Consider the following 23,652-nt stretch of genomic DNA (forward strand, 5'->3'; position numbering starts at 1 on the left):
GCATCAGCCTCAACCGCTACACCGGCATTGCCCATGCCAGCAATGCGGGCACCAGGGGTAATCCGTAAAAAAGGGACAGCAGCTCTCAAACTATTTGATCTGGAACCGTCATTACCTATTTCACCTGCCTGCTGGGCATCTACATTCATAAAACCTAAGGCAATCAGGACCAAAAGGAAAAATATTCTTTTCATTATTTATCGGTTATAAAAATCTCAATATCTAACTTTTTATTTGGCTGGGAGTCCTGGTTAAAAACATCAATTGAATTCATCATGCATTAAACCATCTCTTCCTGAAAATGACGCCAGGCTATCTATAATACCTCAAACAGACCGGATATAGACATTCGTTTCCTTCATGTGTATAATTCTTTTTCTTATAAATATTCTATTTTAACCCATCAAAAACCACCTTAAATTTGACCGATTTCAATGTTTATTTTACATTCAATCTCAAAAGCAGTGTCCGTACAGATTATTATACAATGTTAAAATCCGTGATTGGACATTAAGGTAATCCGATGATGCGCTTTCCGGATAAAGAGGATAGTTAAATGAACTAAAAACAACCGGCACCTTTAAAGAACTAGGTTTAAACTAATGGGACTTACCTGTTTTTTAGCGCTGCTGCAGACCGTTCAAGTGGTCCCTAAAATAAGAAATTCCTGCACCATGTTGATCATAACCGATCAGGACATTCAATAGTTGCTGATCACTCAAATGTTTTTTTTTAAAAAAACCGGCTTTAGGCTGAGATGCTGAAAATACCCCTTGTTGCCTATAAAAATTTTGTCTGCCCTATTCTTCTGGCATGTTTTATCCGATACGAATTAGGAGTAAGGACTGATTTCGGAGCTATTCCTTCATAAATACTTATTTTTAGGTAAACAATTGTTAAATAACGCTCTACATCCGCCTATAAGTAACCAAAAATACAGCGATCTCTTAACTATATTGTTCCAAAAAATTATTATAGTACTATCTCAAACATCATCTTGTTATATACAAACTCGAAATATGAGAAAATCCAATCTATACTTATTTTATTATGTTTAACTGGAGATCCAGTTTTTCCGGATTAAAAAAACTGGCTTAACAGATTCTCCCTGACGACCATGAAAAAGAATGGCTTTAGACAACCTCAACACTGGGACTAAGCAGCTATTGATTCTGTAACTCAAACAATGATCAGAGTATTTTGCTTTGGCACCGCTTAAAAAGGTTCAAAAAATAGGTATTGATATATAAAATTATCTTGAGACAACATCAAATCAAACAAGCTCTTAAAGCCTCATCCATGAGACTAAAAATCACTTTTGTTATAATTAGACAGCAAAGTGATCTGCAAAGTGTTTTGAGGCATTAGCTCTTCAAAAATTTTTTCCGCCCGATACAAAAGGAAAACAAGTCTCTCTCTCCTCGATGAAGGACAAAGTGGTGATCCTAGATTCTGGTACACCGGATGCGGCAACTGCGTCAAGCTCAAAAAAGTTATGGAACCCATATATAGGCAGTTCCACCCCAATAAAAATGTACGTTTCATCAGTTGCACGAAAGGATGTTACGATCTGGAGGGCAACATTTTTTATCATGTATGGTACCGGCTTTTTCTTCCTTAAAAACTACTTAAAGAAAAAAGATATGGAGATACAGAAGGCGCTCGAGATCGAACGGCTCAGGTTCCAGCTGATTACTGCTGAAAAGGACTTCCTGCGTTCCCAGATCAATCCGCACCTGCTCTTTAATACCCTTAACTTTATCAAGAATGCTACCCGGCACAACCCTGAAAATGCACGCAAAGCCATAACAGGCCTCAGCGACCTGATGGAATATGCACTGGAAGACAGCAAAAACGATGTTGTGCCCCTAGCCAAAGAGCTTGAACAGGTCGAAAATATGATCCAGCTCAACCAGCTCCGTTTTGAACAACAGCTTAACATGAGCTACGTTAAAGAAATCAGTGATGGACAGGCTGAAATGATCCCGATCGTACTGTTGACCCTGGTAGAAAACATATTCAAACATGGCATATTCAACGATCCGGATTACCCAGCCATTATTGAGGTTCGCAGCTCAGAAGAGGAAATCTATTTTGCCACCAGTAATCTGACCAAATATTCAGGAGAGAAAAGGGGCAGCTGTACCGGCCTGTGCAATATCAGCGCCAGACTAGCACAGGCATATCCGGGCAGGTACAATTTTGAATATGGAATGAACGGGGCATATTTCGATGTTGAACTAAAAATTTCTTTCCTTTTCTGATGTATTATCTTTTCACCATACCTTCATCCAGCAGTTAAATAAAAGTTTACACATCCCCTATTGTAACGATAAAAAATAAACAGTGTTATCCCAAGCTCAGGACTCAAGTCCTTCGCCGCAAAATAGACCAGAAACAGCTATCTTTGCGATATACAGACAGAAATCTGAGATCCCGCTTTTCACACACCTCTTAAATAAGGAAGAAATTAAAGCAGGGAGAGAAGCTCTTCAGTAGAGATTTCCGATGGTTCCCCAAATTGTTTATGATATAGGATTTCAGGTATGGTAAGATGGCCTGAAGTAGTCTGTACATAAACTCCCTTTTCGGTTTTCCTGCAGGAAACAAAATCCCCTACCTCTGGATTTAGTTCACGGATTCTGATCAACAGTTCATAGATTACATAAGTTGCTATTTGCATGTTACCAAATTAAAAAATATTAAGGTAACTATAAATTATTATTTTGTTAACACAAATTTTATGTTACCAGCTCTAAATTTAATTTTTTATCAGTGTTACCCGCCTATTCAAATTGTCTATGTTATAACGTTTTTCTCCGCCGGACGAGATACACGCTAGTGGCGATAAGGAAAATTTTAGAAGAAAATATAACTGGGCAAAGAAAATTTTCAGTTAAGCAAAAATTGGGTAGTTCCCACATTATGGCGGGATCTACCCAATTGATTTAGTGTTTACAGCAATCCTCCTTTTAAGAGGCGAAAATGATTAATGAAAGAAAGCATCAAAATCAGAATCGATTTGAAACATAGTAACACCACATTGGGTTAAGTACTCAATATCTCTTTTCGCTCCTTTCGTTGGATCTTCTAATGTATAATGCCCGAAATTAACCGATGGACAAACCAATATGTTGTTTTTCTGACACCATCTTGCAGCATCCGCATTGATCTTGTTTCCGTTATCGAATAAGTAATATCTGTTGGCCACATCCTTACCATCTTTAACCATCTGCTTGATTTTTTCCATTTCACTCATTCTGAAACCAAATTTACCCGCATCATATAGATCGATCACATCATTTCTTAGAAATACGGCATCCTTCAGCATATCATATTTCTTAAGCATATCGTTTATTTTTTTGTTATACCATGGTGTTGTCTCGAGTTTAAGATCGACCATGATTTTTACATCCTTCTTTTTCATCATTTGCAAAACCTCTTCGAATGTCAAAGGGTTGTAGCCTCCTTTTACAGCCTTTATTTTTTTAAATTCTGCAAGGGTCATTGATGATATATTTTTGTCAAGCCCGTAAGTAATTTTTAATTCATCGTAGTGATTGACAACCAGCACACTGTCTTTTGTGGCCCTAACATCAATTTCCAGCATCCAATATCCACTATCTATAGCTGCTTTGATTCCCCTAGGATCATATTCTTCAAATAAATCTTCGCAGACTCCACCTCTATGCGCAGCCAGTTTATATTTCTTGAATTTGGGATTGATTCCTTTATCTATTGTTGTCTTTTCAATAACCTGCCCATTTGCGCTGCTATCCGCATTCAATACTTTATTCGTATATGCTTTTACCTGCGCAACAGCGATCATGGTCATTATAAAAAGAGAAAAATACTTTTTCATTGCTTTATTTTTTAGTTTAATCTATTTGTTTAATTTACTTTTTGAATAATATGGACCGAAAACATTGGTTACATTTCCTTCCGTTGTTTCGTTGTTTAATATATAGACATAGTATTTATCGCCAGGAGGCAAAACACGGATTACGATATGGCCTTGAGTACTTTTGTAGCTTTTATCGACCAATTCACCGATAACAAGCTTATTGGCAAGTAGCATGTTGGTCGCAAATAGATCCCTTTCAGCAGGCCATATGTTTTTTGATGTCATTCGCAAAAGCGTTTCATGCCCGGGGTGATCGGATGACCAAACTTCCTGAACAATGACCCTTGGTTTTAGCACACTTAAATAATAGGCGGACATTGCATCTCTATTGGCATGGTGATTACAAGTGGCCACATCTACCTCGCCTATGGTTGGGGCAACTAAACTTTCTACATCAATCCATTCTGGGGCCTGCATAAAATCGGGCTGTTTGCCGGCAATATCGCCTCCAGTGTATAAACTAAAGTTTCCATATTTAATTTTAATCCCGCACGACAGCGGATTATCCCCCGGCTGTTTATCATAGTCTCTGCCTTCACTTACCGGTGGCATCCTTGATATTACAGAACCATCATTTTTTCCTGTCCAGACCACACCGTTTGCATTAATATTGCTAATCGAAAAATTGGTAAACTTCGAGGTTTCTTTGGTAAGCGAAAATTGACTTTTTGAGCCTACAATAAAATCCTCATGTTTTAAATTATTTTTAGCTTGCTGTGCACTTGTAAACTTCCAATAGTTGATCATTTCAGCAAAATGTGCTGAATCCACCAATGCCTGTTTACGCATATCGGTGGGATATCGATAACCCCTGTCGATGAGCTTTTTAATTTTTATTTTGTCGCCAACCCCTGTGATTCCGGTTAGGTAATAATCACCATTTTCAGATTTAGGCATCCCTTTGTAAAGACTCCCAAAATGATCGCCATGATAATGAGAAATCAAGGCATAGTCAATATAATCCTGATGAAGACTTTTTAGCAGCTTATCAATGTAATCTGTTTGCCACTCATGCCCCAGTTTCGAATAATTGGGATAGCGTGGTGTATTTCTTGGCGAGTTTGTTCTGGCCGAAGTTGGGTCTTCTTCTCCGGCATCAACCAATAATGTGGTGCCATCGGGAAGAATGTAGAATGCACAATTGCCGACACCATTACTTATAAAATGGATATCCATCATGCCTTTTTCCCAGGGAAGCAAAAATTGCTTCACCTGGGATTGAGCTGAAATGGAAATGAGCAGCAGAAAAGATAAAAAAGCAGATTTCATGTTATAATGAATACTTTATTCCAAACTGGATGCGGTACAATTTATTTCCGTCAACTGTGTACCTTAAATTACCAGCTGTTTTATCAACGCTATAGGTATATTTCTCAGTTGCCGGGTTGAAGCCTGTAATCTGATAAAGACGTGTATTACTTACATAGTCATATCCGCCCCATTTGTAATTAAGTAAATTCAGTACGTTGAAGATGTCAACCCTTAACGAGAGTTTATTTGTTTTCGCAATTTTAATGTCTTTTATTACACTGATGTCAAATTGACTCCTCCAGGGCTGTAAGCCTCCGTTAAAACCACCAAAAGTACCTTTGTATTTATTCAAATAATCCCTATAATAGGAAGAAGTATTATCCCAAACGGATTGTAAATCGCTTTTTATAGCAGCCGGGGCAGTAGCCGGATCAAATATGAAGGACATGTCTTCATTAGCGCTATAAGAAGTATTATCACCGTTTTGGTCCCTGTTTAGGTTTGAATAGAAGTGATCCCATTGGCTAAGGATAAGGTTAGCGCTCAAACTAAATCCTTTATAGGTTGGCGTTAACAGAGACACCACCACTTTATTTCTTAAATCATCGTCATCGTTCCAGTCCTGGGCATTCGTTTTATAGCTATCATAAGAAGTTGTGGTAAAGAACATATCCTGTGGATTGCCTGAATTATAACGGACACCTCCTTTAGAGTGACCATAGGTGTATGAAGCCCTAAGTTCACCATCTTTTATCTTGTAGGCCCCTTCAATAACGGCAAAGTAGCTAAGCTGTGCCCAGTTGGCATTTGTAAACATTAACACCTCGTTAAACCTGGCAGATTTTCTGGCATTTTTATAATCTGCTAGTCCATTGCTGTTGATCAGGTTAGGTGCTACATATACGCCCCTGTTGTTTTCTTCTGCTACATAAAACTTGGGAACATCGGCTAAATTTTTATTTTCCAACATATATTGGTTGGTCGTTCTGTTCAGATACAGCCCGCCTGACAGATAAAATTTGCTGGTGATAAACTTAGTATAGTTCGCATTCACTTTAAAAGTCATCGGTGTCTGCAGATTTTTATCTAACAGGTGAACCGCATTTGGAATGTTGTCTACATTAATTCCGCTTGGTTTGATCCAGTTCTCATATCCAGGAGTGTTAGAAAAATCCTGATAGTAAGACGGCCAGTTGGCCTGTGGCATATTAGGATCTCCAGCCCTAACAGAAACAGATTTATAGTTCCCTGCGTTATTAATCAATGCAAATGATAAAGCCTGTGTGGTAAATTCACTTGAGAACCAGCCAAAACCAAATTTCACCAGATCTGTTCCTTTGCCATTGATATCCCAGTCTAAATTAAACCGAGGTTGAATATTATTCCAATCCAATGGGGCTACGTCACTTCTTAGTCCCAATTCGCTTTGCAACAAAGCATCTGCTTTGGGTTTTTGAGGCAGGTAGGTAAGGTCATAACGCACACCCGCTGTAATTTCAAGCTCTTTGTTTACCTTCCATGTACCCTGGCCATAAAATCCTGTTGTTAAAACTTCAGGATGTACATAGTTGCCTGCTTCCGGAGTCATCGGAACCTTTCTGTTAAATTCATCAGGTTTATTGTTAATCAGGTTGTTAAGTGAATAATAAACAAACTCTCCTTGCTGATTGTGTGTTAACAGGTCACTGATATGGTTGTATTGAAGGTCGGTTCCAAACAACCAGTTTACTTTTCCTTTGGTAAAGGTCAAATTGTCAATTAACTGAAAATCATTCGATCCAATTGTTTCGGGTGCCCAATATTGGTTTCCAAAGGTTACATTCACCTCCTTTGACGCGCCGTTGGGCAAAGTAGATTTTACCTTCACCACACCAACCGGCACCCTTGGGTAGACATTATTACCCGTTCTTTTAAGATCAGAATACGATAATTTCAAATCGTTCTTAAGACCGGAATTAAATCTTGATGTTAAGTTAAGCAAGAAACTTGCATCTCTTTGTCTGCCTTTATACTGCGTACTGAACAGACCGCCACTAGGTGCCTTGTCCGGTTGCACATAAACATGGTAATTTGCTTTAAACGTCAAATGGTTGATCTCATCCAGATTAAAATCAAATCTGGCGAGTGCATTATCTGTTGTTCTTTTAATATTCATGCTACCGTACTGCTGCACTTTTGGGACACCAAAGTTTGTTTCCAGCTGTTTAACCACCTGGTCTAAGTTATCTTTAGTAATTCCCAGGGCATTTTCTGCATCGGTCTGGTTTACGCCAGCACTTGCAAAATCCCAGGCCATCCATGGCTGCTCCTGGATATACTTGTCATAAGTGACAAAAAAGTGTATTTTATCTTTAATGATCGGGCCGCTTAAACTCAATCCGTATTGTGTATTGGTATATTGGCCTTTTTTACCTTTGCTCCAAACATCATTAACATTATTTACCTGAACACCTGCAAGATTTCCGCCCGTATAGTAGCTCCATGCACTGGCATGAAAGTCATTGGTACCGGATTTAGTGACAGCTTTGATTGATCCCGCTCCACCACGTCCATCGGCAACATTATAGGTGTTTGTAGAAACTTCAAACTCCCGGATAGCTTCCATGGAAACAGGGAAAGCACCCTCTGGCGTTGATCCGAACATATTCATACGGTTAGAAACACCATCAATAGTCAACCCTCTACCATTACTCCGCGCACCTGCAATATTGGTACCCAGTGTTAAAGGTGATAACTTTGCAAGATCCTGATAGTTCCTGGAAGTGGTAGGTATTCTATTTAAAGCCTCACCACTTATTTTTGTTGCCACACCGATACGTTGCCTTGATGAGGTATAGGAAAATCCCTTTACCACAACTTCGTTCAGCTTATTTTCTGAACTGGAAAGCAATACATCAGGAATAATGATATTGTCGCCCTGATTTAGATTATATCCCTTTAATATTTCTGAGCCGTACCCCACATAGTTAACAGATACAGTATACGGACCACCAAGGGGAAGGTCTTCAATTTTAAAAAAACCATTTTTTCGGGTCAGGGTCCGGGTTTGAAAACCAGTCGATTCGTTTTTAAACGAGATGGTTACACCCTCCAGGGGCACATTTTTTGCATGGGTGTTATCCAACACCCTTCCTGAAAAGGCCCCTAAATTGTTTTGGGCTCTAAGGAGAAAACTACTAAATACCAGTAGTACGAGTAAAATTAAAGGTTTCATTGATTATTGTTTGGTTTGAATGGATATTGCATTTGCAATTTTTCCACAAAAGTATCTCCTGTATGTGTGCATAATGTTACTTTAAGATTAAAAATATGTTCATTTGTTATTACATATATATTAACAACCTATTGGTACTTTAAAAAATAATGGGAAGGCGTGAACAGCGCTGCTATTATCATAACCAATACCCAACAACTATTAATTCACTATAAATAAATTAATTGCATCGTCAATATCCATTCTACCTGGCATGCAATTCCAAAATTTCCAATTAAAGCTATATTGGAAATGCGAAAGAGTAACTTACCATTGCTTTACGGTTTTCCATACTGAAAAAACAATCAATCTTTCTATTTTAGCCTAATTGAAGAAAAAATATAAATGGCGATCTCAAGAAATCTTTTTCCTGCTTTACTCATCTGCGCAATTTTTGCATGTAACAGCAATACCCAAAAAACAACATTTGACAGCAAAAAGTGGTCTAAAAGGGATAGCATGGGATATGTTTTCCGCGACACAATGCTGAAGGATCTGGTCGGCCAACGAAAAATCAAAGGGCTGACCAGGGACGAACTCATTGCCCTGCTCGGCAAACCCGAAAACTACAATGGCAGAGACAAGCAACTTTTCTATCCCATCATCCAGCACTATACCCCACCTGTCCGGGCAAAATGGTTTATCGTCCAGCTTGACGTAGACAATAAAGTCGATGAGTTTCAAATCGTGGACAGCAACAATATAAAAGACCGTTGACTGACATAAACAAGCATTAAAAAACACTACATTAACCTCCCAAACATACGCTCTCATGTCCAGACATAAATATATCCCGGACCTTATCCCCCAGCCGGCAAAGGTATTGCCCGATTATTTCAACGCGAAGAAAAACAACCTTAATAAAAAGCCAAAAAAAACCGGTAAAGAAATTATCGATATTATCATCTTTATCGTGCTGCTCATTTTCGCAGCAGTGTATATCGCTCATCCGGTCATCTCGCTGGTCCTGGGTTTTGCCGCTATCGTCACCCTTCCTGCTGGTAGATCCTGGCTGGAGCGCAAGCTACAGTTTTCACTGACCCACAGGATCAGGTTGGGCAGCTACATGCTTGCCGGGATTACACTAATTCCTTTATTGGTCCATTACCACCACGTAGATATACTTGCTGAAAAACAGCGTATCGCTGATCTCGCCAAGGAAAAAAGACAACAGGAAATAAAAAAAGAAGAAAACAGGAAACGGCTGGACAGCCTGAACCTATATCTATCGCACTATAACACCCAAAAGCATCACCCTGAAAAGGCAGATGCCGCATTAGTTACGGCGGCCACCTTTCTCACAACCATAGCCGACACCGTTGCACTTGGAAAAGCGACAAACGATCGGGACTCTGTCCGTGGAGAAGACCTGCTCAAATGGAAAAAATACCAATCGGCACTGATCCATTTTGACAAAATGCTGGGTGACCATGGAGAAGATCCAAAGCTGCTCTATGACCGGGCCTACTGTTATTACAAACTTGGCAAAATAAAATTGGCAGTAGCGGATCTTGGCAGATCGCGGGACCTTAACTATTCCGGAGCCAAAACACTTTACAACAAAATCAATCCCTTAAAACGCAGAATCTCGGGCTATATCACCCTTTGTTGTGATGGTACAACATCCGGCGCAAGTGGTCGAGGTGCCTGCTCCTGGCATGGAGGGGTCTGCAACTGGAACTCCCCGATTTACGAAGAATACAGAAAATATTAAGCCATGGTATACCAACAGAAAAACCTTCTACGCCGGAGCCTGATGCAAAGGATATTTGGGCAACAGCCAAGTGAAAATGCCATCATAGAAGTCAATAACCTTTTGGCTACCCAGCCCATTGCGATGATTACCAAAAACCAGATAGCAGAAATTGGCAACCGGTACGGAATTGTACTGATGGAAGAATTCAGGCTGAATATGGAAGAGTTTTATGCCGTTATGCTCAATAACCTTATCCAGGACTTCAAACTTGAGCTTGGCAACCGTAAAAAACTGGAATATCTTCAGCAGATCCTAGCCCTTGACGATGACCAGGTATCTTTCTTGACCTGGGAAGTAGGCGCATCAGTCTATGAAAAATGCTATATAAAGGCTATCGCAGACGGGCGTTTTTCGGAGGAAGAAAGAACTCAGCTTGACCGCCTGGAGGAACAGTTACAACTTCCGAAAAAGATAATCACAGAAATTTCCAATAGAATACGAACCAATTTCGTCACCCAGTATTTTACCAAACTCATACAGACCAAACGGATCTCTCCAAGAGACGAAGAGCAATGGAAAATGCTCTGTCAGAACCTAAATATCACACCAAGCTCAGATGCCAGAACCATGCAACTGTTCAATTACGGGAAACTTTACTGGGCACTGGAAAACACGCCATTACCCTTGCTCAACCCTCTGATCAGCCTACAGAAAAGCGAAAGCTGCCATTTACACATCGAAAATGTTGCCTGGTATGAGGAACGGGCAATGCGTTCGAAATATGGCGGAACCTATTCCAAACTGATCAGTTCGGGGCCAATATACCTCACCCAAAAAAGACTGTTACATTATGGTGCTGAAAAAGCGCACACCATTAAGCTTGAGGATGTAATAAGGATACAGGAAACCAACGATGGCATAATAATATATAAATTGACAGGAAAGAATCCGACATTGAAAATGCCACCGCACGAAAAAGAAATGTTAAGGATCATTTTAACGAGATTGTCGTCTTTGAATTATTAGTTGTGTAAAATACCGCAGAACCAAATGCAGAGGCAGAAGAATCAAACAACATCATATTGATAGCAAAATAAAACGACCGTCTTAATATAATAAATGGCGATTGAGGGTAAATTCACCCTTTTTTAATAAAAAAAATATGTATTAAGAGTAGTACAGACCTAAAATCATTGTTTCATCAATTTGACACACTGGAAAAGCGAGAATTTATTGACTTGGTGTTCGATTCAAACCTCTACTATGAAAATGGTATTTATCGAACACCTAGCATGATGAATATACTTTCGTTTAACTACCTAAAAATGAGATATTTATACATCATGATAGTAGACAAAAAAAGGGATGATTTAAAAATCATCCCTTCAAGTGCACTTGTAGGGATTCGAACCCCAAACCTTCTCATCCGTAGTGAGATGCTCTATCCAATTGAGCTACAAATGCGTTTCCGTATCGTTAACGGACTGCAAAGGTATAATTTGATATTTTAATTTCCAATTAAATTTTAAAAAAATCTAAAAATAATTCTTTGCAGAATAAGCTTTACGCGCTCAATGCATCATTAATTGCTTTAAAATCAGGCAAATCATGCGCATCTTCTAAAACTTCTGCATAAGCTATTTTTCCTTCTTCATCAATCACAAAAGCTGCCCTTTTCGAAACGCCTTTCAATCCAAATACAAATTCATCATAAAAAGCACCATAAGCTGCTGATACTTCTTTGTTAAAATCAGACAATAAAGGGAACTGATAACTTTGAACTTCTTTAAACTTAGCCAAAGAGAATGGAGAATCAACTGAGATGCCAATTACCTGTGCATTTATACCTTCGTAATAGCTAAAATTATCACGCATGGTACATAATTGTTCTGTACATGTTCCGGTAAAAGCCATCGGGAAAAAGTGAATAATTACTTTTTTACCTTTGAAACCAGAAAGCGCAATTTCGGTTAAATCTGAACTGTATAATTTGAAATCAGGGGCGTTATCGCCAACTTGTAATGTCATTATGTATTTTTTATGGGTTAAATATATTAATTGGTTCAATAGTTCATTGGCCATTGTTCATTAGTATTGCATCCCCAAAATGAACTAATGACCACTGAACTAATTATCTTTTTTCATCTGCTGATCTAAAATCGCCAAGCCTTCTTCAAAACTATGTGGACGGTAATCCAGATCTTTAATGGTCTTATCTAAAACAAAGCCAGTTCTAATCGGTCGTTTAGCCGTTTGATTTAAACCTGTAGAACTTATTTCATTAATAAATGATTGATCAAGGCCCCAAAAATCGGCAACTTTTCGCACTAAATCTGCAATACTCATGTAATCTTTCCCCGATACATGGTAAATTCCTTTTGCATTTTTTTCTACCGCCAATAAGCAGGCTTCAGCTAAATCCTCAGCTAAAGTGGGCATGCGCCACTGATCGTTTACTACATTAATAGGCGATGCTTTTTCTAATGCCTCTTTGGCCCAAAGTACAATATTGCTCCGGCTCATATCGCTGGTTATCCCATATACCAATATTGTTCTTAAGATTGCCCAGTTTGCTTTTGAGTTCTTCAACAGCTCTTCTGCCAGCACTTTCGATTCGCCATAATAACTTACCGGATTAACTGCATCCTCTTCTTTATATGGACCGTCGGCACCATCAAAAACAAAATCGGTACTTAAATGAATAAGTTGAATGTTTTTTTCTTCACATATTGATATCAGCGTTTGAACTGCATCTACATTTAGATGGCGACAAAGCGCTTTATTAGCTTCACAAATATCAACATTGGTCATTGCGGCGGTGTGCACAATGGCATCAGGGCTGTATCTTTCAATAACTTCCCTAACCTGAACAGCATTTAAAATATCCATTTCTGCATATCTATACCCATCCTTTACCGGATAGCGATTTGTTCCTTTAGAAGTGGCAACAAGCTTTACCCTGCCTTCGGTGAGAATTTTTTCAGTTAATTTCTGCCCTAAAAGACCGTTGCTACCTGTTGTTAAAATGGTTTTCATATGCCTTATTTATGGCGCTAAATTATCTATAAAAACCATGTTGAAAAAATTTATAATATATATTTAAAATTAAGTAAGAAAAACTTAACTTTGCCAACCGAATTGGAGCCCCTATAAACAGCTTTAATTCATTGACTGTAATAAATTTACTCACAACAGATATGCCTAACTTAGGAAAAATAGCACAAATTATCGGCCCTGTGGTTGACGTTAGCTTTGCTAATGATGCCCATCTACCTAAAATTTTTGATGCGTTAGAGATAACGAAAGAAAATGGACAAAAAATTGTTTTAGAAGTTCAACAGCACTTAGGTGAAGATCGTGTACGCGCAATCTCGATGGACTCTACAGACGGTTTAGTTCGTGGAATGGACGTAGTTGACACTGGTGCTGCGATTAAAATGCCAGTTGGCGACCAAATTAAAGGTCGTTTATTTAATGTAGTTGGTGAAGCGATTGACGGTATCAACACAGTTGATAAAACTGATGGTCGTCCTATCCATGCTACCCCTCCTAAGTTTGAAGATTTATCAACTGAAACTGAGGTACTTTTTACAGGTATTAAAGTTATCGATTTATTAGAGCCATATGCAAAAGGTGGTAAAATCGGTTTATTCGGTGGTGCTGGTGTAGGCAAAACCGTATTAATTATGGAGTTGGTAAACAACATCGCTAAAGCTTATGCTGGTTTGTCAGTATTCGCAGGTGTTGGTGAGCGTACTCGTGAGGGTAACGATTTACTTCGTGAGTTTATTGAGTCAGGTGTTATCAACTATGGTGACGAATTCTTACACTCAATGGAAAAAGGTGGATGGGATTTGAAAGCTGTTGATACTGAAAAATTAAAAGAATCTAAAGCAACATTGGTTTTCGGTCAAATGAACGAGCCTCCTGGTGCACGTGCACGTGTAGCATTATCAGGATTAACTGTTGCTGAATATTTCCGTGATGGTGATGGCGAAGGCGCTGGAAAAGACATCCTTTTCTTCGTTGATAACATCTTCCGTTTTACGCAGGCAGGTTCTGAGGTGTCGGCTTTATTAGGTCGTATGCCATCAGCTGTAGGTTACCAACCAACATTGGCAACTGAGATGGGTTTAATGCAAGAGCGTATTACTTCAACAAAACGTGGATCAATTACATCAGTACAAGCGGTATACGTACCAGCGGATGATTTAACTGACCCGGCTCCGGCAACAACTTTTGCCCACTTAGATGCTACTACAGTACTTTCGCGTAAAATTGCTGAACTAGGTATTTATCCTGCGGTAGATCCATTGGATTCTACTTCACGTATCCTTTCTCCTGCTGTTTTAGGTGATGAACATTATAACACTGCACAACGTGTTAAAGAAACTTTACAACGTTACAAAGAATTACAAGATATCATCGCGATCTTAGGTATGGACGAATTATCTGAAGAAGATAAATTAGTTGTATCAAGAGCACGTCGTGTTCAGCGTTTCTTATCTCAACCTTTCCACGTAGCTGAGCAATTTACCGGCTTAAAAGGTGTATTGGTCGACATTAAAGATACCATCAAAGGATTTAACATGATCATGGATGGTGAAGTTGATGAGTATCCAGAAGCTGCATTTAACTTGGTTGGTAGCATTGAAGATGCGATCGAAAAAGGTAAAAAATTATTAGCAGAAGCGAACTAAGAAACGCGACAAGCGTTAGGCGACAAGCGTGTAAACGCCCCACGCCCTACGCTCTACGCCAAACAAAAAAAACATGAATTTAGAAATATTAACTCCAGATAAAAAAGTTTTCGAAGGTGAAGTAACAGCAGTTACGGTTCCTGGTACTTTAGGCTCTTTCCAGATTTTAAAAGACCATGCCCCTATCATCTCTACTTTAGAAGATGGAGAAGTTATTATAAAAGCAAACAAAGCTGATGAGCAACGCTTTTTTATTAAAGGCGGTGTAGTAGAAGCTATTCACAACAAAATTGTGGTTTTAGCTGAAGGCGTCGCTTAATCTAATTATTCGTCATGCTGAATTTATTTCAGCATCTGTAAAAGAACTCAGAGCGACGAAAACAAAAAGCCTCCCGATTTAAAAATCAGGGAGGTTTTTTGTTTATGTTATTGTTTAACAAAATCACAAACCGCCACAGTAAATTCCTTACTGTTTTCATAATAAAGCATGTGCGAGCCGTTTAATTGCACTACCTTTTGGTTTTTAAATTTATAATTTTTGTAATAGTTCGGTCCAACAGCGTGATCATCCTTACCCGTTATAATCAAGGCTGGTGTTTTAATTTCACTGGTAAGTAAAGCATAATCTTTAAAATATTCTGGATACTTATGCATCTTTGTGCTATCCATTAAAGGCATAAACAGCGTCATTCCGAAATCTGATGTACGTTTATAGGAATTTTCGATGCTGTCCATTTTGATAACGGTATTTACATCATTGGCAATATATTTATATCCAAGATGCACCGCGCTTAACTTTTTTCTAACCAGCGACGCTCCATTCATTAATTTTTTAAAATCTGTTTCATTTATAGTGGTATCCTTTTTTAGTAACCGATATCCATATTCAATTTGTTCCTTCACCTGGTTTGGATTCATGAAATGGGCTATTGTATTCGCCATGATGATGCCAGATAAATGTTCTGGATACTTCAAGGCATAGTTAATGGCCAGAATACCACCGAATGAATGACTAAGTAAGTACACTTTTTCTACGCCCAATTTTAACCGCAGTTCTTCAACATCTTGAACAATCCGGTCTAAACTATAATTTTTTGCATTTTGCGAATGACCAGATCCTCTTTGATCCAGATAAACCATTGTTAAACATTTCTCCAGGCTTGCTCCACCCATTTTTTCAAAGGAAAGAAAATCCTGACCAGGGCCTCCATGCAAGTAAATACAAACAGGGCCTTTTCCTGCTACCTTAACAGATAACTTTACCGCATCAGAAGTTAAAATGGTTTGATTTCCCATTTTGAGATGCGAGCTTGAATCTGACGGGGAACAACCACTAAATAATACAATTAAAAGAATCGAAAGGTAAATTGTTTTCATGGGAATAGTTTCTAATATTAAATTACATAACTATTTCCAATAAGCAATCAAAGGAGTTTAATAATACCTTAATATGCACAAAGGAAACATCAATAATTCTTCGCATTTTAACATCAAAATCTGACCTGAATTTTCAATTTCATACAGCCTTTAACTCGTTTTAGGCAGAAAAATAGAAAATTTATAATGCAAGCATAACAAACAGACTGTATACCGTTTTGATATTTGGTCTACGGCTATCGGCATTAAATAACTAATCCAACTCTAGTTAAGAATAATATTCTGATTATTAATGCATTTTCAAAATAATATTCTTATTTAACTTTTTTCTGATTTCTCTTGCATATTAATGAACCAAAAACTAAATTGGTTTTTATAAACAATAAGATAACAATGACTAGTCAGAACAACATATTTTCTACCGCTACTACTGCAAAAGCAGCTGGTAATGTAGTGTTGTTACCTGTCATTTTACTTAACCTCCTACTCCTAAACATTTTATGGGGTAATAAGCGGACGCAGTTTAAATAGATTTTAAAAAACTAAATATACCTAAAGCGTCCCGATACAAACGGGACGCTTTTTTTAAATAACAAAAAGACAGTATTATGAACCGCCCATGATAAATAGTCAAAATAAAAAATGGAATGCTTATTTATCATGGTAAGCTCCATCTGACGGTTAAAAAACAATAAGAATAAACAGATGAAATACTATAATTCTAATACGATTATTTACCTTGATGGACAGTTCGAAAAAGCTGTAAATAGCAGTACCGACCTTTACGGGCAGTCGCTACACTACGGCTATGCTGCTTTCGAGGGTATTAGAGCCTATAAAACACACAACGGCAACCGCATTTTCAAAGCCGCGGCCCATTTCGATCGCTTAGAGCATTCTTGCCAGTTGGCAAACATTCCTTTCCCATGGGATAAACAGGAATTAATTGCAGCAACCTATAAATTACTTCAGTTGAACAAACTGAAAGATGCATATATCCGTCCCCTGGTATTTTGCCACCCGAACATGAAATTAAACGAACCGAGTGGGGTTTCGATCTTAATCTGTGCCTGGGAATGGGATGCATATTCTGGTAACAAATTGTTAAAATTAACGGTTTCTGATTATGAAAGGCCAAACCCAAAATCGATTCCAATGGAGGCGAAATTGAGTGGAAACTATGTTAATTCTATTTTAGCTACTACTGCGGCAAATATTAAAGGTTATGACGAGGCTTTGCTTTTGGATATGCACGGTTTTGTTGCCGAGGCATCTGGAGCAAACATCTTTCTTGAAAAAGACGGAAAACTGTTTACACCATCTTTAGGAAATATTTTACCAGGAATTACACGTGCAACCGTAAAAGAACTTTGCACCGTTCTGGATATAGAATGCATTGAGAAAAAATTAACTACAGAAGATTTAAAAAATGCCGACAGCGCTTTCTTATGTGGAACAGCAACCGAGATAGCAGGTATAGCATCAATTGATGATATTGTGTATCGCCCGTTGTGGAGAGAATCTCTCGGTTATACCATACAGCGAGCTTATAAAAACCTGGTACTGGAAAAAGTGAATTACGAAGTGATTATATAGCGAGAAGCATACTGGCTGATAGTTAAATAGTTCATTGTTGATGGCCGATTAAGCTATAAACCATCGACTAAAAAACCATCAACCAAAAAGAATTCTAAACAATAAAAAAGTACTTAAAAACAGATGACTGAAGAAATCAATCAACACTTCCCGAAAGCCTACCAGCAAATTAATGGTGCAACAAAAGCATCAGGATTTGACATGGCATCTGATGTGTTGACTTGCTCTTTGCTCAGAACACTTGCTTCTACCAAGCCTTCAGGTAAATTTCTGGAACTTGGAACAGGAACAGGTTTATCTACTTCCTGGATATTAGATGGTTTAGATCAAAATAGTACACTTACCTCGATAGATAATGACGCTAAATTTTTAGCGATTGCCAAAACTTTTCTTGGTGAGGATGATCGTTTAACATTAGTTGATACCGATGGTGCGGAATGGATTGAAAAGAATAAAGACAAAAAGTTCGATTATATTTTTGCTGATACCTGGCATGGAAAATATTTGCTTTTAGATGAGGCGATATCTATGCTGAATACCGGCGGACTTTACATCATCGATGATATGCTGCCACAATCGAATTGGCCTGATGGCCACCAGGATAAGGCTATAAAATTGATCAAAGATTTAGAATCCCGTGATGATCTGCACTTAACCAAGCAGGTTTGGGCAACAGGAATCGTGATCGGAGTAAAAAAATAAATAAGATTAAATAGTTCTTTAATTTTTTAAATAGTTAGTATGTTTGTGATTCATCAAAGACATGAATATAAACACAAACATTATTAGCAACCTAATTATTGTCATTTCTCAAAAGAGAGGTGGAAATCGTTGCGTATAATATTAAAAATATACCATATCGAAACCGCCTCCCACAAGAGGCGGTTTTTTTTTGCCTCAAAAAGAAATAATTGAAATACAACAGCATACATACAATTTAAACAATGAGCGAATTAAACAAGTACAGTAAAACATTTACACAAGACCCTACACAACCGGCAGCGCAAGCTATGCTTTACGGAATCGGATTAACTGATGCTGATATGGCTAAAGCACAGGTCGGTATTGCAAGTATGGGTTACGATGGTAACACCTGCAATATGCACCTTAACGATCTGGCAAAAGATGTGAAAAAAGGGGTCTGGAATAATGATTTAGTGGGCTTGGTTTTTAATACCATTGGCGTAAGTGATGGGATGAGCAACGGTACAGATGGTATGCGTTACTCGCTGGTAAGCCGCGATGTAATTGCTGATAGTATCGAAACCATTTGCGGTGGCCAATATTATGATGGAATTATCTCTATCCCTGGCTGTGATAAAAACATGCCTGGCGCGATTATGGCCATGGCACGTTTAGATCGTCCTTCAATTATGGTTTATGGTGGTACGATTGCGCCCGGCCATTACAAAGGCGAAGAATTGAACATCGTTTCAGCTTTCGAAGCTCTGGGGCAGAAAATATGTGGCAACCTTTCTGAGGAAGACTATCAGGGCATCATAAAACATACTTGCCCTGGTGCAGGTGCTTGTGGAGGGATGTATACTGCAAACACAATGGCATCAGCAATTGAGGCTTTAGGTATGAGTTTGCCTTATTCATCTTCAAACCCAGCAATCAGCGAGGAGAAAAAACAAGAATGTTTAGATGCGGGTAAATACATCAAAATTTTATTAGAGAAAGATATCAAACCATCTGATATCATGACGAGAAAAGCATTCGAAAATGCCATTCGTTCTATTATCATTTTAGGTGGCAGTACGAATGCAGTATTACATTTTATTGCAATGGGCAAAGCTATCGGTATCGAAATCTCTCAGGATGATTTCCAGCGCATGAGTGATGTAACACCGGTACTTGCCGATTTCAAACCTAGTGGAAAATACTTAATGCAGGATTTACATCAATATGGAGGTATCCCGGCAGTATTGAAATATTTATTAAACGAGGGTTTATTACATGGAGATTGTTTAACTGTTACCGGAAAAACCATGGCTGAGAATTTAGCCGATGTAAAATCGGTTATGGATTATGATCAAAAAATCATCCAGAAACTAAGTGAGCCGATTAAAGCCACTGGTCACCTACAGATTCTTTACGGAAACCTGGCTGAAAAAGGTTCTGTTGCAAAAATAAGTGGAAAAGAAGGTGAGAAATTTGAAGGCCCTGCACGTGTATTCGACGGCGAACACGATTTAATTGCCGGAATTTCAAGCGGACGTGTTCAACCTGGCGATGTAATCGTAATTAAAAATTCAGGTCCGGTAGGTGCGCCAGGTATGCCAGAAATGTTAAAACCAACTTCAGCAATTATTGGTGCTGGTTTAGGCAAATCAGTGGCTTTAATTACCGACGGACGTTTCTCTGGTGGTACGCATGGATTTGTGGTTGGTCACATTACACCTGAATCTTACAAAGGTGGTTTAATAGGCTTGGTAGAAGATGAAGACCGGATTTTGATCGATGCGGTAAACAACATCATTAGCTTACAGGTAAGTGACGAAGTGATTGCAGCGCGTAGAAAAAACTATGTACAACCAGCATTAAAAGTAACAAAAGGTGTTTTATATAAATATGCTAAAACCGTTTCAGACGCAGCTAGTGGTTGCGTAACTGACGAATACTAAAATCAAAAAATCATCCCCCAGATTAATTGATTACTAATAAAATAAATTATGCAAATAATTAAAAGTATTCAGAATAGGATTTATGAAATCCGGGGAGAAAGAGTAATGCTGGATTTCGATTTGGCATCGCTTTATGAAGTTGAAACGAAGGCACTGAATCAGGCGGTAAAACGTAACATAAAGCGTTTTCCAGAAGATTTTATGTTTCAGTTAACTTCTACTGAGTTTGAAGAGATAAGACTTCAGATTGATGCAAGTAATCAAGGTACATCATCACAAATTGTGATGACAGGCGGAACCAACTTGAAGTCACAAATTGTGACTTCAAGTTGGGGAGGTACTCGAAAATTGCCTTATGCCTTTACAGAGCAAGGGGTTGCCATGTTGAGTGGCGTTTTGAAAAGTGATAAGGCAATTAACATGAATATTGCCATTATGAGAGCCTTTGTTGACGTTCGGAAAATTTTGCTGAAGCAAAGCAACCTTAATGAACAGTTAACAGAAATTAAAGAACGGATTGGTGAACATGATGTTCAGCTCAACGAGCTGTATGATGCAATGGAAAACTTAATAGACGAGAAAATTGCTCAATTAAAATGGAACGACAGACAAAGAATTGGGTTTAAAATTAAAGAATAGTAGAATCGCAAAAACATAACTATGGAAACTGCACAAGATACAATACAACAAAACGAGGCGAAAGCAGAAACCTCAAAAACCTTATTCAAAGGAACAGGCTCGCAAGTTTTGTTGAATGGATTAATTGAAGAAGGTGTAACCACCATTTTCGGTTATCCGGGAGGAGCAATCATGCCTATTTATGATGCTCTTTATGATTATGCTGATAAATTAGAACACATCTTGGTTCGCCATGAGCAAGGTGGTATCCACGCCGCTCAGGGTTTTGCAAGAGCAAGCGGCGAAGTTGGTGTTGTTTTCGCAACCAGCGGGCCAGGTGCAACCAATTTGGTTACTGGCTTGGCAGATGCGCAAATCGATAGTACGCCATTGGTTTGTATCACCGGACAGGTTTTCGCCCACCTATTGGGAACGGATGCTTTTCAGGAAACTGATGTGATTAACATTACTACTCCAGTTACAAAATGGAACTATCAGGTTACTGATGCCAAAGAAATTCAAGAGGTATTGGCTAAAGCTTTTTATATCGCTAAAAGTGGCAGACCAGGTCCTGTTTTAATCGATATTACCAAAAATGCACAATTACAATTGGAGGAATTTCCTGAATATGTAAAGTGCAACCACATCCGCAGTTATCGCCCGAAGCCAAAAGTTAGGATCGAATATATCGAGCAGGCAGCCGAATTAATCAATTCAGCAAAAAAACCTTTCATTTTATTTGGACAAGGTGTTATTTTGGGTAAAGCTGAAGAAGAATTCAAAGCTTTTATCAATAAATCAGGAATCCCTGCTGCATGGACCATTATGGGCGAGGGTGCTATTCCAACTTCACACCCGCTAAATGTAGGTATGTTAGGGATGCACGGTAATTACGGCCCAAACGTATTAACCAACGAAGCTGATGTAATTATTGCCATCGGTATGCGTTTTGATGACCGTGTAACCGGTCGTTTAGATAAATATGCTAAACAAGCTAAAGTGGTGCATTTAGATATCGACCCTGCCGAAATTGATAAAAATGTTAAGGCAGAAGTTGGTGTTTGGGGCGACTGTAAAGAAACTTTACCCCTATTAACCAATTTAGTTAACGAAAACAAACACGAAGATTGGTTAGCTAAGTTCAGACAATATAACCAGGAGGAAATAGATCAAGTCATTACTCCAGAGCTTTATCCAACTGGTGATGAAATGACCATGGGCGAAGTATTGCGCAACATCAACGAGATCTGTGGTGGTGATGCCGTAATCGTTACCGATGTTGGTCAGCACCAAATGGTAGCCTGTCGTTATGCTAAATTTAACAATACCCGCAGCAACATTACTTCTGGTGGTTTAGGTACAATGGGCTTTGGTTTACCAGCAGCAATTGGCGCTAAATATGGTGCACCTGATAAAACCGTTATCGCTATTATCGGTGATGGTGGTTTCCAGATGACGCCTCAGGAATTGGGTACCATTATGCAGTTTGGCGCAGCAGTAAAAATTCTGATCTTGAACAACCGCTTTTTAGGTATGGTTCGCCAATGGCAACAACTGTTTCATGATAAACGTTATTCTTTCGTGAATATCACCAGTCCTGACTTTGTTGCTTTAGCAAAATCGTATTATATCGAAGCGGGCAAAGTTGATGAGCGTGCAAACTTAAGACAGGCATTAGAAACCATGATCAACCACGAAGGTTCTTACCTATTAGAAGTTATGGTAGGCAGAGAAAATAATGTTTTCCCTATGGTTCCTCAAGGAATGAGTGTAAGCGAAATCAGGTTGAAGTAGGCTGAAAGATTAAAGCAGAAAGACTAAAGCGAAAAATAGCATAAACAAAACCTTCGTGGCCTTTGTGCCTTGGTGGTAAAAATTTTGGACATGAGTACTGAAAATACAATAGAACATAAAATAGATAAAGCCGATTTAGACGGAAAGCAGGAATACACCATTACGGTTTATGCCGAAAACCGCATTGGTTTACTCAACAGGATTGCGATTATTTTCTCGAAAAGAAAAATCAATATCGAAAGTTTAAACAGTTCCGCATCAGAAATTGAAGGAATACACCGTTTCAACATCGTCATCCACGAAGGTTACGAAGTAGTGAGAAAGCTTGCCCGTCAAATAGAAAAGCAGATTGAGGTATTGAAAGTTTATTTCAACACCAACGAAGAAATTATCTGGCAGGAATTGGCGCTTTACAAAGTTTCTACAGATGAAATTGCAGAAAAAGTAACCGTAGAGCGTTTATTAAGACAATACGGCGCGAGTGCGGTAGTGATCCGTAAAGATTATACCGTTTTTGCAGTAACTGGTCACCGCGAAGAAACTGATGCTTTGGTAAAAGCTTTAGAACCTTACGAACTAATTGAATTTGTGAGATCTGCAAGAGTAGCCATTATTAAAGACAGTGCAGGTTTCCATGAAAAACTAAAGGAATTCGAAGCTTTCGAACCTGGTGAAGAATTAGTAGAAAACGAGTTTTTAGAAAAAGGCGGAAAGATTTTTACGATGTAGGGTCTACAACAAATCCGTCATTGCGAGGAGGAACGACGAAGCAATCTTTAAGAAAAATCGGGAACATGAAATGCAATAAAGTGATACCGATTATAATAAAGTAATTA

At 38.6% G+C, this 23,652-nt stretch carries 20 protein-coding genes, 1 tRNA gene and 1 pseudogene; 13 read left to right on the top strand and 9 right to left on the bottom strand.

Annotation, left to right across the window (positions count from 1 at the left end; genetic code table 11):
* Positions 1–194: pseudogene (locus AW17_RS11335) on the bottom strand (type IX secretion system outer membrane channel protein PorV); the annotation flags it as partial.
* A gap of 1,338 nt (positions 195–1,532) precedes the next feature.
* Between AW17_RS11335 and AW17_RS11345 the strand changes: the two are divergent.
* The gene (locus AW17_RS11345; RefSeq protein WP_167343670.1) at positions 1,533–2,264 is read left to right on the top strand and encodes a sensor histidine kinase; all 732 of its coding nucleotides are present in this window, start codon (positions 1,533–1,535) and stop codon (positions 2,262–2,264) included.
* Between the two features lie 206 nt (positions 2,265–2,470).
* On the opposite strand, the gene AW17_RS11350 is transcribed toward AW17_RS11345, so the two are convergent.
* The 4 genes from AW17_RS11350 to AW17_RS11365 form a co-directional block, all read right to left on the bottom strand.
* On the bottom strand, positions 2,471–2,683 hold the full coding sequence (locus tag AW17_RS11350; protein WP_029276450.1) for a hypothetical protein: 213 nt from the start codon (positions 2,681–2,683) through the stop codon (positions 2,471–2,473).
* Positions 2,684–2,989: 306 nt separating this feature from the next.
* On the bottom strand, positions 2,990–3,862 hold the full coding sequence (locus tag AW17_RS11355; protein WP_036669704.1) for a glycerophosphodiester phosphodiesterase: 873 nt from the start codon (positions 3,860–3,862) through the stop codon (positions 2,990–2,992).
* Positions 3,863–3,883: 21 nt separating this feature from the next.
* The gene (locus AW17_RS11360; RefSeq protein ID WP_029276453.1) at positions 3,884–5,173 is read right to left on the bottom strand and encodes an MBL fold metallo-hydrolase; all 1,290 of its coding nucleotides are present in this window, start codon (positions 5,171–5,173) and stop codon (positions 3,884–3,886) included.
* Between the two features lies 1 nt (position 5,174).
* Positions 5,175–8,369 carry an outer membrane beta-barrel protein gene (locus tag AW17_RS11365; protein WP_029276455.1) on the bottom strand — a complete coding sequence of 1,065 codons (3,195 nt, stop codon included), beginning with the start codon at positions 8,367–8,369 and terminating at the stop codon, positions 5,175–5,177.
* A 384-nt stretch (positions 8,370–8,753) separates the two neighbouring features.
* Between AW17_RS11365 and AW17_RS24175 the strand changes: the two genes are divergently transcribed.
* The 3 genes from AW17_RS24175 to AW17_RS11380 are packed head-to-tail and all read left to right on the top strand — an operon-like array spanning position 8,754 to position 11,130.
* A complete protein-coding gene (locus AW17_RS24175) occupies positions 8,754–9,125 on the top strand; it encodes a hypothetical protein (RefSeq protein WP_157280270.1) in 372 nt (123 codons plus the stop codon).
* A gap of 55 nt (positions 9,126–9,180) precedes the next feature.
* Entirely contained in the window at positions 9,181–10,122 is a 942-nt protein-coding gene (locus AW17_RS11375; protein WP_029276459.1) for a tetratricopeptide repeat protein, read from the top strand.
* Between the two features lie 3 nt (positions 10,123–10,125).
* Positions 10,126–11,130, top strand: coding sequence for a hypothetical protein (locus tag AW17_RS11380; RefSeq protein ID WP_029276461.1), 1,005 nt, complete (start codon positions 10,126–10,128; stop codon positions 11,128–11,130).
* A gap of 364 nt (positions 11,131–11,494) precedes the next feature.
* On the opposite strand, the gene AW17_RS11385 is transcribed toward AW17_RS11380, so the two are convergent.
* From AW17_RS11385 to AW17_RS11395, 3 genes are all read right to left on the bottom strand, one after another.
* Positions 11,495–11,568, bottom strand: a tRNA-Arg gene (locus tag AW17_RS11385).
* 99 nt (positions 11,569–11,667) lie between these two features.
* Complete coding sequence (locus AW17_RS11390) at positions 11,668–12,132, bottom strand: redoxin domain-containing protein (protein WP_029276462.1); 465 nt, start codon at positions 12,130–12,132, stop codon at positions 11,668–11,670.
* A gap of 99 nt (positions 12,133–12,231) precedes the next feature.
* Positions 12,232–13,140: an SDR family oxidoreductase gene (locus tag AW17_RS11395; RefSeq protein ID WP_029276464.1), complete on the bottom strand. Its 909-nt coding sequence runs from the start codon at positions 13,138–13,140 to the stop codon at positions 12,232–12,234.
* A 161-nt stretch (positions 13,141–13,301) separates the two neighbouring features.
* Here AW17_RS11395 and atpD point away from each other — a divergent pair, with 161 nt between their 5' ends.
* Together atpD and atpC are read left to right on the top strand one after the other, a co-directional pair.
* Positions 13,302–14,804 carry a F0F1 ATP synthase subunit beta gene (gene atpD, locus AW17_RS11400; RefSeq protein WP_029276465.1) on the top strand — a complete coding sequence of 501 codons (1,503 nt, stop codon included), beginning with the start codon at positions 13,302–13,304 and terminating at the stop codon, positions 14,802–14,804.
* Positions 14,805–14,877: 73 nt separating this feature from the next.
* The gene (gene atpC / locus AW17_RS11405) at positions 14,878–15,123 is read left to right on the top strand and encodes an ATP synthase F1 subunit epsilon (RefSeq protein WP_029276466.1); all 246 of its coding nucleotides are present in this window, start codon (positions 14,878–14,880) and stop codon (positions 15,121–15,123) included.
* A gap of 107 nt (positions 15,124–15,230) precedes the next feature.
* Here the strand turns inward: atpC and AW17_RS11410 are convergent, their stop codons facing one another.
* Complete coding sequence (locus AW17_RS11410) at positions 15,231–16,181, bottom strand: alpha/beta fold hydrolase (RefSeq protein WP_036669707.1); 951 nt, start codon at positions 16,179–16,181, stop codon at positions 15,231–15,233.
* A 393-nt stretch (positions 16,182–16,574) separates the two neighbouring features.
* Between AW17_RS11410 and AW17_RS24180 the strand changes: the two genes are divergently transcribed.
* From AW17_RS24180 to ilvN, 7 genes are all read left to right on the top strand, one after another.
* Positions 16,575–16,712: a hypothetical protein gene (locus AW17_RS24180; protein ID WP_157280271.1), complete on the top strand. Its 138-nt coding sequence runs from the start codon at positions 16,575–16,577 to the stop codon at positions 16,710–16,712.
* Between the two features lie 174 nt (positions 16,713–16,886).
* Complete coding sequence (gene ilvE / locus AW17_RS11415) at positions 16,887–17,777, top strand: branched-chain-amino-acid transaminase (RefSeq protein ID WP_029276469.1); 891 nt, start codon at positions 16,887–16,889, stop codon at positions 17,775–17,777.
* Positions 17,778–17,900: 123 nt separating this feature from the next.
* Positions 17,901–18,479 carry an O-methyltransferase gene (locus tag AW17_RS11420; protein WP_029276470.1) on the top strand — a complete coding sequence of 193 codons (579 nt, stop codon included), beginning with the start codon at positions 17,901–17,903 and terminating at the stop codon, positions 18,477–18,479.
* A gap of 242 nt (positions 18,480–18,721) precedes the next feature.
* On the top strand, positions 18,722–20,404 hold the full coding sequence (ilvD, locus tag AW17_RS11425; RefSeq protein WP_029276471.1) for a dihydroxy-acid dehydratase: 1,683 nt from the start codon (positions 18,722–18,724) through the stop codon (positions 20,402–20,404).
* 48 nt (positions 20,405–20,452) lie between these two features.
* Positions 20,453–21,043: an ORF6N domain-containing protein gene (locus tag AW17_RS11430; protein WP_029276472.1), complete on the top strand. Its 591-nt coding sequence runs from the start codon at positions 20,453–20,455 to the stop codon at positions 21,041–21,043.
* A gap of 21 nt (positions 21,044–21,064) precedes the next feature.
* A complete protein-coding gene (gene ilvB / locus AW17_RS11435; RefSeq protein WP_029276473.1) occupies positions 21,065–22,816 on the top strand; it encodes a biosynthetic-type acetolactate synthase large subunit in 1,752 nt (583 codons plus the stop codon).
* A gap of 90 nt (positions 22,817–22,906) precedes the next feature.
* Positions 22,907–23,545: an acetolactate synthase small subunit gene (ilvN, locus tag AW17_RS11440; RefSeq protein WP_029276474.1), complete on the top strand. Its 639-nt coding sequence runs from the start codon at positions 22,907–22,909 to the stop codon at positions 23,543–23,545.
* The last annotated feature ends 107 nt before the right edge of the window (positions 23,546–23,652 follow it).

It is taken from the genome of Pedobacter borealis DSM 19626 (assembly GCF_000708285.2).
Lineage (GTDB): Bacteria > Bacteroidota > Bacteroidia > Sphingobacteriales > Sphingobacteriaceae > Pedobacter > Pedobacter borealis.